Origin of the sequence: Ensifer meliloti, from assembly GCF_030064585.1 — a bacterium.
Classification (GTDB): domain Bacteria; phylum Pseudomonadota; class Alphaproteobacteria; order Rhizobiales; family Rhizobiaceae; genus Sinorhizobium; species Sinorhizobium meliloti.
The window spans coordinates 851814-865665 of the sequence record NZ_CP120365.1 but is presented as its reverse complement, the minus strand read 5'-3'; the positions used below and the strand labels follow the sequence as shown (position 1 = coordinate 865665).

General features: G+C 61.8%; 17 protein-coding genes. 6 read left to right on the top strand and 11 right to left on the bottom strand.

Annotated features, from left to right (window positions below; genetic code table 11):
* Positions 1–183: 183 nt before the first annotated feature.
* Positions 184–1188: a GlxA family transcriptional regulator gene (locus PZL22_RS11220; protein WP_003530649.1), complete on the bottom strand. Its 1005-nt coding sequence runs from the start codon at positions 1186–1188 to the stop codon at positions 184–186.
* Between the two features lie 505 nt (positions 1189–1693).
* Between PZL22_RS11220 and PZL22_RS11215 the strand changes: the two genes are divergently transcribed.
* Together PZL22_RS11215 and dmeF are read left to right on the top strand one after the other, a co-directional pair.
* Positions 1694–1966 carry a metal/formaldehyde-sensitive transcriptional repressor gene (locus PZL22_RS11215; protein WP_003530653.1) on the top strand — a complete coding sequence of 91 codons (273 nt, stop codon included), beginning with the start codon at positions 1694–1696 and terminating at the stop codon, positions 1964–1966.
* A complete protein-coding gene (gene dmeF, locus PZL22_RS11210; RefSeq protein WP_003530654.1) occupies positions 1963–2928 on the top strand; it encodes a CDF family Co(II)/Ni(II) efflux transporter DmeF in 966 nt (321 codons plus the stop codon). The genes PZL22_RS11215 and dmeF overlap by 4 nt, the downstream gene beginning before the upstream one ends.
* Positions 2929–2941: 13 nt before the next feature.
* On the opposite strand, the gene PZL22_RS11205 is transcribed toward dmeF, so the two are convergent.
* On the bottom strand, positions 2942–3541 hold the full coding sequence (locus PZL22_RS11205) for a YdeI/OmpD-associated family protein (RefSeq protein WP_003530656.1): 600 nt from the start codon (positions 3539–3541) through the stop codon (positions 2942–2944).
* Between the two features lie 231 nt (positions 3542–3772).
* Between PZL22_RS11205 and PZL22_RS11200 the strand changes: the two genes are divergently transcribed.
* A complete protein-coding gene (locus tag PZL22_RS11200) occupies positions 3773–4636 on the top strand; it encodes an alpha/beta fold hydrolase (RefSeq protein WP_013844602.1) in 864 nt (287 codons plus the stop codon).
* 122 nt (positions 4637–4758) lie between these two features.
* Here PZL22_RS11200 and PZL22_RS11195 read toward each other — a convergent pair whose 3' ends face one another.
* Both PZL22_RS11195 and PZL22_RS11190 read right to left on the bottom strand, forming a co-directional pair.
* Entirely contained in the window at positions 4759–4959 is a 201-nt protein-coding gene (locus PZL22_RS11195; RefSeq protein ID WP_010969622.1) for a hypothetical protein, read from the bottom strand.
* 95 nt (positions 4960–5054) lie between these two features.
* Positions 5055–5441, bottom strand: a complete 387-nt coding sequence (locus PZL22_RS11190; RefSeq protein ID WP_003530662.1) for a hypothetical protein — start codon at positions 5439–5441, stop codon at positions 5055–5057.
* Positions 5442–5508: 67 nt separating this feature from the next.
* Between PZL22_RS11190 and PZL22_RS11185 the strand changes: the two genes are divergently transcribed.
* From PZL22_RS11185 to PZL22_RS11175, 3 genes are all read left to right on the top strand, one after another.
* The gene (locus tag PZL22_RS11185) at positions 5509–6405 is read left to right on the top strand and encodes a LysR substrate-binding domain-containing protein (protein ID WP_010969621.1); all 897 of its coding nucleotides are present in this window, start codon (positions 5509–5511) and stop codon (positions 6403–6405) included.
* A gap of 98 nt (positions 6406–6503) precedes the next feature.
* Positions 6504–6833 carry an ArsR/SmtB family transcription factor gene (locus PZL22_RS11180; protein WP_003530664.1) on the top strand — a complete coding sequence of 110 codons (330 nt, stop codon included), beginning with the start codon at positions 6504–6506 and terminating at the stop codon, positions 6831–6833.
* Positions 6834–6864: 31 nt separating this feature from the next.
* The gene (locus tag PZL22_RS11175) at positions 6865–7335 is read left to right on the top strand and encodes an SRPBCC family protein (RefSeq protein ID WP_003530665.1); all 471 of its coding nucleotides are present in this window, start codon (positions 6865–6867) and stop codon (positions 7333–7335) included.
* A gap of 77 nt (positions 7336–7412) precedes the next feature.
* Here PZL22_RS11175 and PZL22_RS11170 read toward each other — a convergent pair whose 3' ends face one another.
* From PZL22_RS11170 to PZL22_RS11140, 7 genes are all read right to left on the bottom strand, one after another.
* Complete coding sequence (locus tag PZL22_RS11170; protein WP_284718651.1) at positions 7413–8075, bottom strand: phosphotransferase-like protein; 663 nt, start codon at positions 8073–8075, stop codon at positions 7413–7415.
* Positions 8076–8129: 54 nt separating this feature from the next.
* Positions 8130–10181, bottom strand: coding sequence for an ASKHA domain-containing protein (locus PZL22_RS11165; protein WP_003530667.1), 2052 nt, complete (start codon positions 10179–10181; stop codon positions 8130–8132).
* Positions 10182–10200: 19 nt separating this feature from the next.
* Positions 10201–10539 (bottom strand): hypothetical protein, encoded by a 339-nt coding sequence (locus PZL22_RS11160; protein WP_003530669.1) that lies wholly within the window; start codon positions 10537–10539, stop codon positions 10201–10203.
* 2 nt (positions 10540–10541) lie between these two features.
* A complete protein-coding gene (locus tag PZL22_RS11155) occupies positions 10542–11504 on the bottom strand; it encodes a methyltetrahydrofolate cobalamin methyltransferase (protein ID WP_003530670.1) in 963 nt (320 codons plus the stop codon).
* Between the two features lie 121 nt (positions 11505–11625).
* Entirely contained in the window at positions 11626–12717 is a 1092-nt protein-coding gene (locus PZL22_RS11150; protein WP_003530674.1) for a methylenetetrahydrofolate reductase, read from the bottom strand.
* A complete protein-coding gene (locus tag PZL22_RS11145; protein ID WP_003530675.1) occupies positions 12714–13301 on the bottom strand; it encodes a methylenetetrahydrofolate reductase C-terminal domain-containing protein in 588 nt (195 codons plus the stop codon). The genes PZL22_RS11150 and PZL22_RS11145 overlap by 4 nt, the downstream gene beginning before the upstream one ends.
* Entirely contained in the window at positions 13294–13596 is a 303-nt protein-coding gene (locus PZL22_RS11140) for a virulence factor (protein WP_003530676.1), read from the bottom strand. Before PZL22_RS11140 ends, PZL22_RS11145 begins: the two co-directional genes overlap by 8 nt.
* Between the last annotated feature and the right edge of the window lie 256 nt (positions 13597–13852).

The window sequence follows — 13852 nt, the reverse complement described above, 5'->3', positions numbered from 1 at the left end:
GCTCCAGCGCGACGGCGCGGCCGGAAAGCGAGCCCGCATTTTCCCTATTTCAATGAAACAGGGAAATGCTCTAACACTTTGAAACTACGCACTTCCGCACGGAAGTGCTCTAATCGGTCCGTTCGAACGAATCGGAGCTTCGTTCAACTCTGCTATGTTCCAGAGGATCGAAAACGCGGCGATCTACCGCGCCATCTGCAGCGTCAGCTTTCGCTCGGCGCGTTCCTGTTGCGGCGAGCGGTTGTAAAGCTCGCGGTAACACTTCGAAAAATGCGAAGCGGAAACGAAGCCGCAGGCGACGGCGACTTCCACAACCGGCATGGACGACTGGATAAGCAGGTGCCGGGCGCGGTCGAGGCGGATTTCCAGATAATAGCGGGCAGGCGATCTGCCCATCTCCTGGCGGAAAAGCCGCTCGATCTGACGGCGAGACAGGTCCGCGCTTTCTGCGATCTCCAGTAGCGACAGCGGCTCGGAGAGGTTGCTCTCCATCAGTTCGATGATCGACAGGACCTTGGCGTTCTGGACGCCGAGACGCGCTCTCAGCGGCAGCCGCTGGCGGTCGTGCGGCCCGCGCACCCGATCGGTGAGCGCTTGCTCGCAGACGCGGTTGACGAGGTTCTCGCCGAAATCCTGATCGATCAGGTTCAGCATCATGTCGAGCGAGGCGGTGCCGCCGGCGCACGTATAGATGTTGCCGTCGATCTCGTAGAGGTCCGCATATACATCGGCCTGGGGGAAGCTCTCGGAGAAGCCCGGCAGGTTTTCCCAATGGATCGCGCAGCGCTTGCCCGTGAGCAGGCCCGCCGAGGCGAGCACATGGGCGCCGGTACAGAGACTGCCGACGGCGATGCCGCGGTTATAGGCTTCGCGCAGCCATGCATTCACCGACTTGTTCTGGAAGTCCTCGACATAGACGCCCGAACAGACCAGCACCATGGATGGGCGGCTTTCTCCCCCGAGATATTTGCGTTCGTCGGCGAGCGAGGTGTTGACTTCGAGCGCAATGCCCGCCGACGAATAGACCTTTTGGCCGTCGGTCGAGGCGAGACGCCACGTGTAGGCTTCGTAACCGAGCATCCGGTTGGCGATGCGGAGCGTCTCGATCGCCGCCGAAAAGGGCAGCATCGAAAAGTTTGGCACCAGAAAGAAGACGAGCGAACGCTTCTTCGTCAGCGGTTTGTGCATAAAACCTCCCAGGCTAAAGCACGTTGCATAGATCGAATTCATGCGACGCACTTCAGGTCGTCGCTTTCGTGCATGTCGTCAGCCCCAAACCGCTGCGCACTTTTGGCGACATGCATTAAGGCTCGCATATTCGTCGCTTGGAATATGCGCTTCAGCTTGTCGAATTGCGACATTGGCATGGAAAGCCGCGACTGGGAAGAAATTTCGCATTGCGACATCCCTCCGCCCGGGCCTGTCGCGTGCCGGGTCGACGAGTGTATGAAATGCGACAAGATCATGGACCGCGATGACGTAATCGAGCAAAAATGAGGCAAACTGAGCGAAAGTTGCGCAAGTGAGCTTGAGCTGCGGCTTTACCGCTAGCGACTTTTCACCTTCGCAGAATTCGGATGTCGGTATTTGACAAGACGCATTGGAGAGCGCGCAGCTTCAGGGCCTGTCCCCAATGCAACGCAGCGACGGTGCAGCTTGCATGGGCATTTAAAATAGGGTACCCCCCTATGCTATGTCCCATACGATCAGAGATCAGGAAAAGTTGCTCGCCCGTGTCCGTCGGCTAAAGGGGCAGATGGAGGCGGTCGAGCGTGCGCTCGAAGCCCGCCAGCCCTGCGGCGATATTCTCAACCTCGTCGCCTCCGTGCGTGGTGCGGTCAACGGGCTGACGATCGAGCTGATAGAAGATCATATTCGCGGGCACGTAGCCGGCCACGAAACCCAGGGAGAGCGCGAAGAGGGCGCTGCCGAACTGATCGAAATCGTCAGGAGATACCTGAAATGAGTGAAACCCATTCACCGGCGCCCACAGGCCATGAACATGTATTCCTCGGCGACAATCACCAGCGCAACGAAAGGCGCACCTGGTTCGTCATCGCACTGACTGCGGGAATGATGGTCGCGGAGATCGCCGCGGGTACCTTTTACGGTTCCATGGCGTTGGTCGCCGACGGCTGGCATATGTCGACGCACGCCGCCGCCCTGCTCATCGCGGCGCTTGCCTATCTCTATGCCCGGCGCAACGCCCGCAACCCGCGCTTTACCTTCGGTACGGGCAAGCTTGGCGATCTCGCCGGTTTCTCAAGCGCGATCGTACTTGCCTTGATCGCTCTGCTGATAGGCTGGGAAAGCCTTCTGCGCCTTGCCAATCCGGTGGCGATCAGTTTTCCGCAGGCCATTTCGGTGGCCGTGCTCGGACTTGCGGTCAATCTCGCCTGTGCCTGGCTGCTTCGCGAGGATCATTCACATCACCACCACGGTCACCATCACCACGGCCATCATCACCATCACGAGCACCACCATAGCGTCTCGGCCCACGGCCGGGACAACAACCTGCGTGCTGCCTACCTGCATGTGCTGGCGGACGCGCTCACCTCGGTCCTCGCGATCGTCGCGCTTGCAGCCGGCAGCGTCTATGGCTGGATATGGCTCGATCCGATGATGGGCATCGTCGGCGCGCTGGTGATTGCCCGCTGGTCATGGGGCCTGATACGGGACAGCGGCAGCGTGCTGCTCGATTACATCCCGCCGGGCGAGGACCTGCCGGACGAAATACGCGCGGCGATCGAGCGGGACGGGGATCGGATCACCGATCTGCACGTGTGGCAGCTTGGGCCCGGCCACCACGGTGCCATCGTTTCGCTGGTGACGAAGAATCCGCAAAGCCCGTCGACCTACCGCCGCAAGCTCGAACACATCCACGAGCTTTCGCACGTGACGGTCGAGGTCGAGCCGCTGGCGGCCTGAGAGGCAGGTCGATCTATCGCGCCTTGCGCCGCGGATAGGGCGTCTCGCCCCGGGCGAGCATGCCGACATATTTTTCGATGCGCGCGGCGCGCGTCTCGCTCTTCTTCGCGTCGTGAATGCGGAAGAGGATTGCATAGCGATTTCGGCTGTCGAGTTCGTCGAACAGCATCTTAGCGGCTGCATTCTGCGCGAGCGCATCGTGAAGATCGTCAGGAACGGTCGCCTTGCTCGGCGGTGGCGCGGCGGCATCCCATCGGCCGTCGGTCCTGGCGCGTTCAACTTCGGCAAGGCCGCGCGGCGTCATGCGCCCCTCGGCGATCAATTCGGTCGCCCGAGCGCAATTCACCTGCGACCATCGGCTGCGCGCACGGCGCGGCGTGTATTTGTTCAGGTAGAAGTCGCTGTCGGATCCAATACGCTGACCGTCGATCCAGCCGTAACAGAGCGCCACATCGAGCGCCTCCCTCGGCGTGATGCTCGCTATCCCGGACGCTTTCTTGGCGAATTTCACCCAGAGCCCTTTGCAATCGGAGCCTTGCTCCGCGATCCACGTTTCGAAGGTCCTTGCGTCCGCAAAATGGATCACCGGCAATTGGGCTTCAATTTCACTCATGAGGATTACCGATCTGCTGGGAGCTCTTGGCATGGGCCGCTTTTACGAAAGCAAATACCGCTGACGCCAGCTGCAAATTTTACCAGGAGGCGAGGGTCGTCCGAGCAAAGGCAGTCACAGGCCGCGCGCATTGCTGAAAAAAATTGCGTTGATCAATGTCGGAGACCGGGAGCCCCGCTCGTCTTATCATCGAAACCGGCATAGGCCGGCCGCAAACCGAGGAGAAGACCTATGTTCCGCATCGCACTGATTGCCGCGACCCTGCTTGTTGCGGGCGCCACGCTTGCCCGATCCGAACCGGCGGGCAATCGGGTCAAGGTCAACGGCATGGAAATGTATTACGAAGTCTCGGGCGAGGGCGACCCGCTCATCGTGCTGCACGGCGCCTACATGAACATCCCCTCGATGGGTACGATCATCCCGAAGCTCGCCGAGACCCACAAGGTCTATGCGATCGAGTTCCAGGGCCACGGCCGCACCACGGATATCGACCGGCCGATCACCTATCCCAATCTGGCCGATGATGTCGCGGCCTTCATGGATGCCGTGAAGATCGAAAAGGCCGATGTCTTCGGCTACTCCATGGGTGCGGCTGCCGGTCTGCAGCTTGCCATTCGCCACCCGGAAAAAGTCGACAAGCTCGCCGCCGCCTCCGTCGCCTATGATGCCGAGGGCTGGCAGCCGGCGTTCAAGGCCTTCATTCCCCAGATGTCGGTCGAGATGTTCGTCAACATGCCGTTTGCCGAGGACTATCGCAAGCTCGCGGCCAATCCCGACGGTTTTCCCGAACTCGTCAGGAAGCTGATCGCGCTGGAGAAGGAGCCGATGGCATGGGAAGCGGACGTCAGGGCGCTGAAAACCCCGGTTTTGATCATCACCGGCGATGCGGACGTGGCGACGCTCGAACATTCGGTCGCTCTGTTCCGGCTGCTCGGCGGGGGCGTCATGGGCGACATGGGCAAACCGCTGCCCGCCTCGCGCCTTGCCGTCCTCCCGGCGACGTCGCATACCGCCGTCATCAGCCAGCCCGAGTTGCTTCATGCGTTCGTCGAACCATTTCTGAAGGGCAAGACGCCGAAGGGATTCTTCGAGTAGGGAGCACTGCTGACAGCGACTGTTTAGCGCTCCTCGAAACAAGAAGGGCATTCCGTTGCGGGAATGCCCTTATAGTTTGGTCTTGCGGTCAATGCCGGGAGGGTGGCATCTGCAGTCTTTAATCATTGGTCCGTCTTATGTACTGCATCATCGACGGAGGGGAAGCCGATATCCTTCAACGTGTCGTAGGAGAGGTTCTCCAGGACACGTTCGTTGCGGTGCCGCTTCCACGCTGCCCAGGCACGGGCCCGCAGGTTGAAAAGTCCGGGCAGGGCTGCAAGACCCTGGCTCGAAGCGGATGACGAATGCTCGTTCATAGACATTGCTGGTTCCTTCTGAGTTCCTCAAAAGGTCGCGACCATGGACGTTATGGTGCAACGCGATTGATCATTCAAACGAATATGTTTGATGTAATTCATCAAACATCGTGATTGATTTCGCCCGCTATCGCCTTTCTATCGGATGCTCTGATCGGCTGCTGTTCCGCGGGTAACAGGTCGTTTCGCACCCTGGCTGGAAGTCTCGCCAATTGCCGGCGTGTTTCCACCCGATTCCTGACCAGATTGCCGGCACGCCGCCGCTCGGCAATCAGTTCAATAAGAGATCGGGCATGCCACAGCATCGCCAGAACGATGTCCCCCTCATCGATGGATCGAGCCTGCCTGGGCGCCCGACCGGTGGGTGCGGCGCTCGGGGCCGGTCTTTCATGAGGGGCGCCATTATTGATCGCCAACGTCAGAGCGGACATAGCCTTCTCCTTCTGGTTCAGGGCGTTTCCGTCCCTTGCAGCTTGACTATCGCGCATGCGTGATGTTCAATCAAACGAAATGAAGTTAAGCTATCTTTCAGTTTTTCTGATCGAGGATGCCGCCATGAACATGATGATGCGCCACGCGCTTCCGCTGCTCGAGATGGACGTGCTCAAGACTTTCGTCGCCATTGCCGAGACCGGTAACTTTACGACCGCCGCGGAGACGGTCTACCGCACGCCTTCGGCCGTTTCGATGCAGATCAAGAAGCTCGAGGAAATGCTTGGCTGCACGTTGTTCCTGCGCGACGCCCGCTCGGTGTCGCTGACGCCGAAGGGCGAGCTCCTGCTCGGCTATGCCCGGCGGCTTCTGTCGCTCAATAACGAGACGGTGTCCCGCTTCCTGTTGCCCGACATGAACGGTGTGGTGCGGGTCGGTGCGCCGGAGGATGTCGGTGAGCGAATCCTGCCTGATGTATTGAAGCGCTTTGCCGAGACGTATCCGAACGTCACCATCGACGTTTCGATCGGCATGAGCAACGCGATGCGCAAGCGGGTCGACGAGCACCGCCTGGACATCGCCGTGTTCAACAGCCTTTCCGAGGAATCTGCCAAGGGCGCCGAAATCCTGATGCAGGAGAAACTGGTCTGGGCAGGTGCGAAATGCGGGAACGCGCATCTGCGCGATCCTCTTCCGGTTTCCATGTGGGAGGACGGCTGTGTCTGGCGTGCCGATGCGGTCGAGAAGCTGTCGCGTGCGGGCCGCAAGTTCCGCGTCGCCTTTTTGAGCGCCTATACCACCGGACAGCGTGCGGCTGTTCTCGCCGGGCTCGCGATCGCGCCGCTGCCGCGCTACCTCGTCCAGGGCGAGATGGTCCAGCTCGGCGAGCGTGACGGCCTGCCGGATCTCGGCCACTACAACATCGGCCTCAAGGTCATCGAAGATGCGCCGGCGCCGGTTCTGGCGGTCGCGGAGCATGTTCGGGCTGCCTTCGCCGAGCTGCGGATGCAGGCGGCATAATTGCGCAAGCGGCTTCCCGGGACCGCCAAACGACCCGAGAAGCAAACGTCGCGCTGAAATTGGGGTGGACGATGATAAGTTATGGCTTATAATAAGCTATGACTTATGATCAGGACAGAGCCTTTATTGCCCTTGCCGATCCAACGCGCCGTGCCATCTTCGAGAAGGTGGCCGAGCGGCGGCAGTCGGTCGCCGAGATCGCCCGGGCGATGCCGGTTTCACAGCCGGCGATCTCACAGCATTTGAAGATACTCAAGGAGGCACACCTCGTGCGCGACGTGCCGTCGGGTGCGCGGCGAATCTATTCGATCGATCCGAACGGGCTGGGGCCGCTCAGGAAATGGCTCGACCGATTCTGGGACGATCAGCTCGCCGCTTTCAAGCAGGCGGCCGAGGGGGCCGAGCGTTCCGAAGAAGCCGAAGAGTAACTTTATCGCGATCTCACGGGAGGAGGACCTCATGAACATGATCGAGCCGGCACCGGTCCGCAAGTCGGTTACGGTGCGTACATCGCCGCAGCAGGCGTTCGACGTTTTCGTCAGCGGAATGGGGACGTGGTGGATCAAGGGCCACAGCCTCACGCAGTCCGGCCAAAAGACGGTTGTGGTGGAGGCCGTCGCGGGTGGCCGCTGGTACGAGATCGGCAACGCGGGAGAGGAGTGCGAGTGGGGGCGTGTCATCGCTTGCGACCGACCGAACCGAATTCTCTTCGACTGGCAGCTCAACGCCGATTTCGACTACGATCCCGGCCTGCATACCGAAGTGGAGGTCGTGTTCGAGGCAAATGGGGAAGGTGGCACAACCGTCATTCTCGAGCACCGCCATCTTGAAAAGTACGGCGTGAAGGCCAAGGAAATGCGCGGCATTTTCGATTCGGAGAATGGCTGGGGCGGCCTGTTGGCGTCCTATGTGGAGAAGGCAGCAGCTTGAGTTCACGCGGGTTCTCGGACGCGTAGGGATGAGAAAATCAAGCAGGCCGCGGCGGGTATCCCGAAGCTCAACAGACCTTAATCCGGCTGCGAAATGCTGGCCATTCTGGCCAGCCGTTGGAATGCCGTCGGAGCCATGGGCTCTGCTTCGAGCCGCTTGCGGATGAGCGCGGCGCATTCGTCAGGCGTCATCATGGACGTGTCGACTGCGAGATCGTAGATACCGGGGCGATGCACCTCTCGCTGCCATGCGAGCACCTGGTGCGGAACAGGCTCCGCCTCGCTACCGGTGAGGTAACCGCCTTCGCGACCGGGCTGGCCGCGATTGCGTCGCTCCATTATCGTCTCGACCGGACACCGCACCCCGACGAAGAGGACGGGAAGGCCGAGAAGCCGGCGAGCGCAGTCGGGAAGGATATGGCGCGGTTCGCCATAGGCGTCGTGATGCCCGACATCGGCGACAACGTTCAGACCCAGCCGGCTATGCGCGGCAACGGACTCGTAGAGGGCAGCGTAGAAGAGAGGTACGAGCGCTTCGATTTCAGGTAATTCACCGCCGGGCAGCAACCCGATACCCGGCAGGTAGCGGCGAGGCATTACTCGCTCCATGTAGGCGTCGACGCCAAGGTTCATCCATGGTCCGTCGAATGTCTCCTGGATCGCCTCGGCTATGCTCGACTTGCCGGATCGCGGCGCCCCGTTGAGGATGACGATCCGTCCAGGATTGCAGCCGCTTTTCATCGGATCTCCTTGGCCGTCGACACAAGGTTCGGCTATTCGAAGCGGTGAGACGGACTACTCCCTGCTGCGTCGCCGCCTGCGGCCGCTTCCTTCGCCACCGTCATCGGTCAATGACTTGCGCGCCGGCAGGGTAACCACTTCGGCGAGTTTCGGGAAGGCATCCACCTTGTTCGGCATCGCCATGGCGTTGACGAAATGCTCCTGAAACTTCGATTCAAGCGCCGTCTCTATCTTCTCGATTTTCCTCACTGTTTGCTCGATCTCGCGGCGGTGACCGCGATTGAGGAGCGCCATCAGCGCGCCTGTGCCGGCGGCATTGCCGACCGCCTTCACCTCAGTGAGGTCGCAATCGGGGATCAGGCCGAGCACCATGGCATATTTCGGATCGATGAACGAGCCGAAGGCACCGGCAAAACGGATCGTGTCGACGTGATCGACACCTTGTTTCTCCATGAGCAGCTTGATGCCGGCATAAAGCGCCGACTTGGCGAGCTGGATCGCTCTGATATCGTTCTGCGTCACGGTGATGCGCTGTTCGCCTTCGTGGAGCAGATAGGAGAAGGTGCGGCCGTTCGGGATGATGCGCGGGCTCTTCGCGACCATAGCGCCGTCGACGACGCCGTCCTGCGAAATGATGCCGGTGAGGTACATCTCCGCGACGACTTCGATGATCGCCGAGCCACAGATTCCTGTGACACCGACTGCTGCAGCTGCCTCGGCGAAGCCTTCTTCATTCGACCATTTGTCGACGCCGATTACCCGGAACCGCGGCTCCAGCGTCTCGGGATCGATGCGGACGCGCTCGATCGCTCCGGGTGCGGCTCGTTGACCGGAGGAGATCTCTGCCCCCTCGAAGGCCGGGCCGGTCGGCGATGAGGCGGCGACGACGCGCTCCCTGTTGCCGAGCACGATCTCGGCATTGGTGCCGACATCGACGAGCAGCATCATCTTGTCCTGACGATGCGGCCCTTCGGAAAGCGTCGCACCCGCGGCGTCCGCTCCGACATGGCCGGCGATGCAGGGGAGCATATAAAGGCGCGCGCCGCGATTGACCTCTATGTCGATTTCGTGCGCCCAATATTGCAAGGCGCCGGATACGGCCAGCGCGAATGGCGCCTGTCCGAGCTCCGTCGGATCGATCCCGAGGAACAGGTGATGCATGATCGGATTGGCGACGACGACCATGTCGAGAATGTCGTGGCGGTCGACCTCGCCCTCAGCGCAGACCTTGCCGATCAGGCCGTTCAACGCTTCGCGGACCGCCTTGGTCATCGCCTCGCGGCCATCCGGATTCATCATCACATAGGAGACGCGGCTCATCAGATCCTCACCGAAGCGGATCTGCGGATTCGATGTGCCGGAGGAGGCCACGATGCGTCCGGAGAGCAGCGATACGAGATGCATCGCGATCGTCGTCGAGCCAATGTCGCAGGCGACGCCATAGGCCTCGTTCTTCAATCCCGGCCAGAGAGCGACAATGAAGGGACGGGAGGAGTCCATGTCGCGGTGGATCGCCGCAGTCACGGCCCAATTGCCCTTGCGCAATATGCCTTGGACCTGGGGGATCAGGTGGGGGGCGATCAGAAGGTCCTTCCAACCCCAGTCCTTTTCCAGGACGGCCTTCATCCGATCGAGATCGCCGAGCGGCTTATGCATGTCCGGTTCGTCGATCTCGACATAGCACAGTTGCACCGCCGCGTTGCGCTCGATTACACGATCGCTTGCGGCCTTGCGCACCACCTGCGCGTTGATGACGGTGTCCTGCGGGACGTCGATGACGAGATCGCCGAGAATCTGGGACGAACAGGACAGCCGCCGCCCGTCCGGCAATTCGCGCACGCTCGCGTAACGCTGCTCCTTGGGACCGATCGGCGAGATATGGTCGCTGGACGAAACGATCTTGTGCTTGGCGAAATTGCCTTCCTGGACGGAAACCTGGCAACGTCCGCAGGTGGCGCGGCCGCCACAGACGCTTTCGACATAGACCCCGAGCGAACGTGCGGCGTCGAGGATCGGCGTACCGACGGGGAAACGGCCGCGTTTGCCGGAGGGCATGAAGAGCACCAGCGGATCGTTCTTTTCGTCCTTCGAGGGCACGTTCAACATTTTCTGTCTCGCCAGCAGTTTATTTCGCGAGCCGGCGGGCGTTTGCCCGCACGCGCTTGGCATAGGGCCGAACTGCGGCCGCCGCTATCCGGTTGTGCGCGGCGGCAGAGCCCGGCTTTCCGGCAGCAAGTGCCGCGGCCGCATTCATTCCTTCCTTCACCAGGGCGACATTGGCGGCGACGACGCTTTCGGCGACGGCCGCCATTTTTTCAGTCACCATCCGGCTTGCCTCGACATAGTCGGTTGCCGAGCCGGTGATAGCGGCGACGGCCATGGCCTGCGTACGCGCGGCGATGACCATCGGAGCCTGAAACCAGAGTGCCGCCAGGTCGCTGGCGAAGGAGTGGTGCTTGGCCATTTTTACTCCGCCCGTGCGACGCCGGCGCGCGCCGCGCGTCCGCCGCGCCGTCCGCCGGCACCCGCCGGTGCTGCCGCAGCAGCAACGGCATGGCCGCCTTCGGCCGGCTTGTGGTCGCGATAGGTCATGATCCAGTTTGTGCAGTTCGGGTCGGTGCCGTTAAGCACGTTTGCGGCTCGAACCGCCTCCATCTCCTGCGGACGGCAGGGGTTCATGATGGCCGAGGTCATACCGGCGCCGATAACCATGGGGATGAAGCCGGCGTTGATGCCGTGGCGGTGCGGCAGGCCGAAGGAGATGTTGGAGAGGCCGCAGGTGGTGTTGACCTTGAGCTCTTCGCGAAGGCGGCGAAGCAGCGCGAAGACCTGCTGGCCCGCAGATCCCAGTGCGCCGATGGGCATGACGAGCGGATCGACGACGATATCGTGCGGCTTGATGCCGTAATCGGCGGCGCGCTCGACGATCTTCTTGGCGACCGCGAAGCGGACGTCCGGGTTCATCGAAATGCCGGTCTCGTCATTGGAGATCGCCACCACCGGAACGTCGTATTTCTTGCAGAGCGGCAGGATCGCTTCGAGCTTTTCCTCCTCGCCGGTCACCGAATTGACGAGCGGGCGGCCCTTTGCAACGCGCAGGCCGGCTTCGATGGCGGCGGTAACCGAACTGTCGATCGACAGCGGCACGTCGACGAGGCCCTGAACGATCTCCAGCGTCTTGACGAGGAGCGGCGGCTCGGTCTCGTTCGGGTCGACGGCCGTCACGCCCGCATTGACGTCGAGCATCGTCGCGCCGGCGGCAACCTGCTCCAGCGCATCCTTGATCACGGTGTCGAAGTTGCCCTCGATCATCTCGGCGGCGAGCTTCTTACGGCCGGTCGGATTGATGCGTTCGCCGATGACGCAGAAGGGCTGGTCGAAGCCGATGATGATCTCGCGTGTGGCGGAGGCGACGATGGTGCGGGTCATATAAGATCCTCTGAACCTTGAGCGTTGGCCTATGTAATAGGGCCGTTCTGTGTTTGTAAGGCGCTGGACGAGCAGGAGCGCCGGTTATCCTCTGCTAAAGCCGCCGATTCACGGCTTTGTCTCAATGCGGGTGGTGCGCGGCGGCCTCGGCCATCTGCTGCTGATTTTCCTCTTTGCCTTCGCGGATATGTTCCAGCCGCTCGGCAACCAGCGCGTCGGTCGGCGCGGCTTCGCGCGTCCAGGGTTTGCGGCCCCTCAGGACACCTGATTCATGGACGATTTCGGCAACATATTCCTCCTGGCGATAGGCCATGACGTGGACGCCGGAGACGCCCTCGATCTCCTTCACCTCGTTCATGATGTCGATGCAGAGTTGCTTACCTTCCTTTTTCTGGTCCTGGGCGCCCTCGAGCCGTTTGATGATGCTGTCCGGAATGTGGATGCCCGGAACATTGGAGCGGATCCAGCGGGCAGTCTTGGCGGATGCCATCGGCCCGACGCCCACCAGGATGTAGCACCTCTCGTGAAGACCGAGATCGCGCACCTTCTTCATGTATTCGCGAAACATCGGAACGTCGAAGCAATACTGGCTCTGCACGAACTGTGCGCCGGCCTCGATCTTCTTGGCGAGGCGATAGGGGCGGAAATCATAGGGCGGAGCGAAGGGGTTGATCGCTGCTCCGAGGAATACCTGGGGCGGCGTCGTCAGCTTGCGGCCCGAAAGGAACTTGGAATTATCGCGCATGATGCGGACCGTCTCGAGCAGGGACATGCAGTCGAGATCGAAAACCGGCTTGGCCCCGGGCTGATCGCCCGCCTGCACGCCGTCGCCGGTGAGGCACATGATGTTCTGGACGCCCATGGCCGAGGCGCCGAGCACGTCGCCCTGAATCGCGATGCGGTTCTTGTCGCGGCAGGCGATCTGCATGATCGGCGCATAGCCCATGCGCGTCAGGAGCGCGCAGATGCCGACGGATGACATGTGGCAGTTGGCGCCCGAAGCGTCGACCGCGTTGATGCCGTCCACCCATCCGTCGAAGATTGCCGCGCGCTCGTAGACGTCCTGGGGATCGGCGCTGTCCGGCGGATTGAGCTCGGCCGTCACTGCGAACTCGCCGCGGCGCAGCACGCGCTCCAACCGCCCGCGCGAGGAATGGCCGGGCAGGGGGTCGAGCGGAGCGCCTGGATCGTGGGGATTGATGTCCGGGCTCATTGCTGCGGGCCTTCCTTCTTCGCCGCTTCGCGGGCGGCCGCGGCCTCGGCCGTTACCCGCAACCAGGACGAGGTTTCGCGCAGCGACTGGTTGACCGGCTTCTGCACGTTCATGATCGCATCACCCTTCACCATGTTCTGCGAGCCCTTCCACGCCTGCACCCAGACGCAGGGCATGTCCGGCTCGACTTCGCAATTGCCGTTTGCGCGTACGCCGCCGCAGGGACCGTTCCTGAGCTGCTTCGGACAGTTCATGGGGCACGACATGCCGGTTGAGGACAGTGCGCACTGCCCGCACATGCGACAGTCGAAGAGGAAGCCCTTGACGTGGCGCTCGACGAAGGTCACGGGCCTTTCAACCCGGTTGTAGCCAATTGCGTTCCACAGAGGATGGAGAAGCAGGAACATGTCGGCGAAACGGTTGTAGAACCACTCGAGGAAACGCGAATTGCGTACGGCCCAGAGACGCACCGTGTATTTGTGGCGCGAGCGGCGGCTGGGCGACACGCCCTGGGGTGTATAGGCGCCCGTCGCCGCCTTCCTGGCGGACTGGGCGTTGCCGGTCACGACCTTCGGGTCAGGCATTGTCGCGGCCTCCGGCCTTGACGAGTGCGACGAGGCGCTCCCGGTCATAGGCGGCTTCCAATTCGGCCGCCGCCCTGTCGGCTTCCGCCTCGAGGTCGTCGGAGACTGGAACGGGATCGGCCTTGCGCCATTCGGCAAGGTAGTCGTCGGTCTCGGCGGCGCCGGTGCGCATGGCGCACATGTCGATCGCCTCGGTGAAGCGCAGCGAGAGCTCGCGCTTGGCGGTCTTGCGGCCCTGCTTGATGATGACTTGCGCGGGGATATCGCGCCAGTAGACGATAATGCGGTCTGCCATCGGATTCCTGTTCTCCTATAAGGGCGACAATGCGCATGTCCACGCGCCGTGGCTCACCTTGCCACGACGTCCGATATGTCCAAAAACGACGCTGCACAATCACGCATCCGAACCTTGCGCTCGCGGAGCGCGCCGCTTGCGCCGGCGCGGCGAAATGCCTGCCTCATCGGCGGCGACAAAGGACCGGGAACACGCGTGCACCGGCCCTTCAGATGGTCCTTAAGAATATCATGAATCTTGCATTCACTGCGCGTTC

Coding starts and splice junctions, on each gene's coding strand:
- PZL22_RS11140 (WP_003530676.1), bottom strand. CDS start 13,596: ATGGCAGACCGCATTATCGTCTACTGGCGCGATATCCCCGCGCAAGTC.
- PZL22_RS11200 (WP_013844602.1), top strand. CDS start 3,773: ATGTTCCGCATCGCACTGATTGCCGCGACCCTGCTTGTTGCGGGCGCC.
- PZL22_RS11175 (WP_003530665.1), top strand. CDS start 6,865: ATGAACATGATCGAGCCGGCACCGGTCCGCAAGTCGGTTACGGTGCGT.
- PZL22_RS11190 (WP_003530662.1), bottom strand. CDS start 5,441: ATGCGCGATAGTCAAGCTGCAAGGGACGGAAACGCCCTGAACCAGAAG.
- PZL22_RS11205 (WP_003530656.1), bottom strand. CDS start 3,541: ATGAGTGAAATTGAAGCCCAATTGCCGGTGATCCATTTTGCGGACGCA.
- dmeF (WP_003530654.1), top strand. CDS start 1,963: ATGAGTGAAACCCATTCACCGGCGCCCACAGGCCATGAACATGTATTC.
- PZL22_RS11160 (WP_003530669.1), bottom strand. CDS start 10,539: ATGGCCAAGCACCACTCCTTCGCCAGCGACCTGGCGGCACTCTGGTTT.
- PZL22_RS11215 (WP_003530653.1), top strand. CDS start 1,694: ATGTCCCATACGATCAGAGATCAGGAAAAGTTGCTCGCCCGTGTCCGT.
- PZL22_RS11185 (WP_010969621.1), top strand. CDS start 5,509: ATGAACATGATGATGCGCCACGCGCTTCCGCTGCTCGAGATGGACGTG.
- PZL22_RS11220 (WP_003530649.1), bottom strand. CDS start 1,188: ATGCACAAACCGCTGACGAAGAAGCGTTCGCTCGTCTTCTTTCTGGTG.
- PZL22_RS11145 (WP_003530675.1), bottom strand. CDS start 13,301: ATGCCTGACCCGAAGGTCGTGACCGGCAACGCCCAGTCCGCCAGGAAG.
- PZL22_RS11170 (WP_284718651.1), bottom strand. CDS start 8,075: ATGAAAAGCGGCTGCAATCCTGGACGGATCGTCATCCTCAACGGGGCG.
- PZL22_RS11150 (WP_003530674.1), bottom strand. CDS start 12,717: ATGAGCCCGGACATCAATCCCCACGATCCAGGCGCTCCGCTCGACCCC.
- PZL22_RS11195 (WP_010969622.1), bottom strand. CDS start 4,959: ATGTCTATGAACGAGCATTCGTCATCCGCTTCGAGCCAGGGTCTTGCA.
- PZL22_RS11155 (WP_003530670.1), bottom strand. CDS start 11,504: ATGACCCGCACCATCGTCGCCTCCGCCACACGCGAGATCATCATCGGC.
- PZL22_RS11180 (WP_003530664.1), top strand. CDS start 6,504: ATGACTTATGATCAGGACAGAGCCTTTATTGCCCTTGCCGATCCAACG.
- PZL22_RS11165 (WP_003530667.1), bottom strand. CDS start 10,181: ATGTTGAACGTGCCCTCGAAGGACGAAAAGAACGATCCGCTGGTGCTC.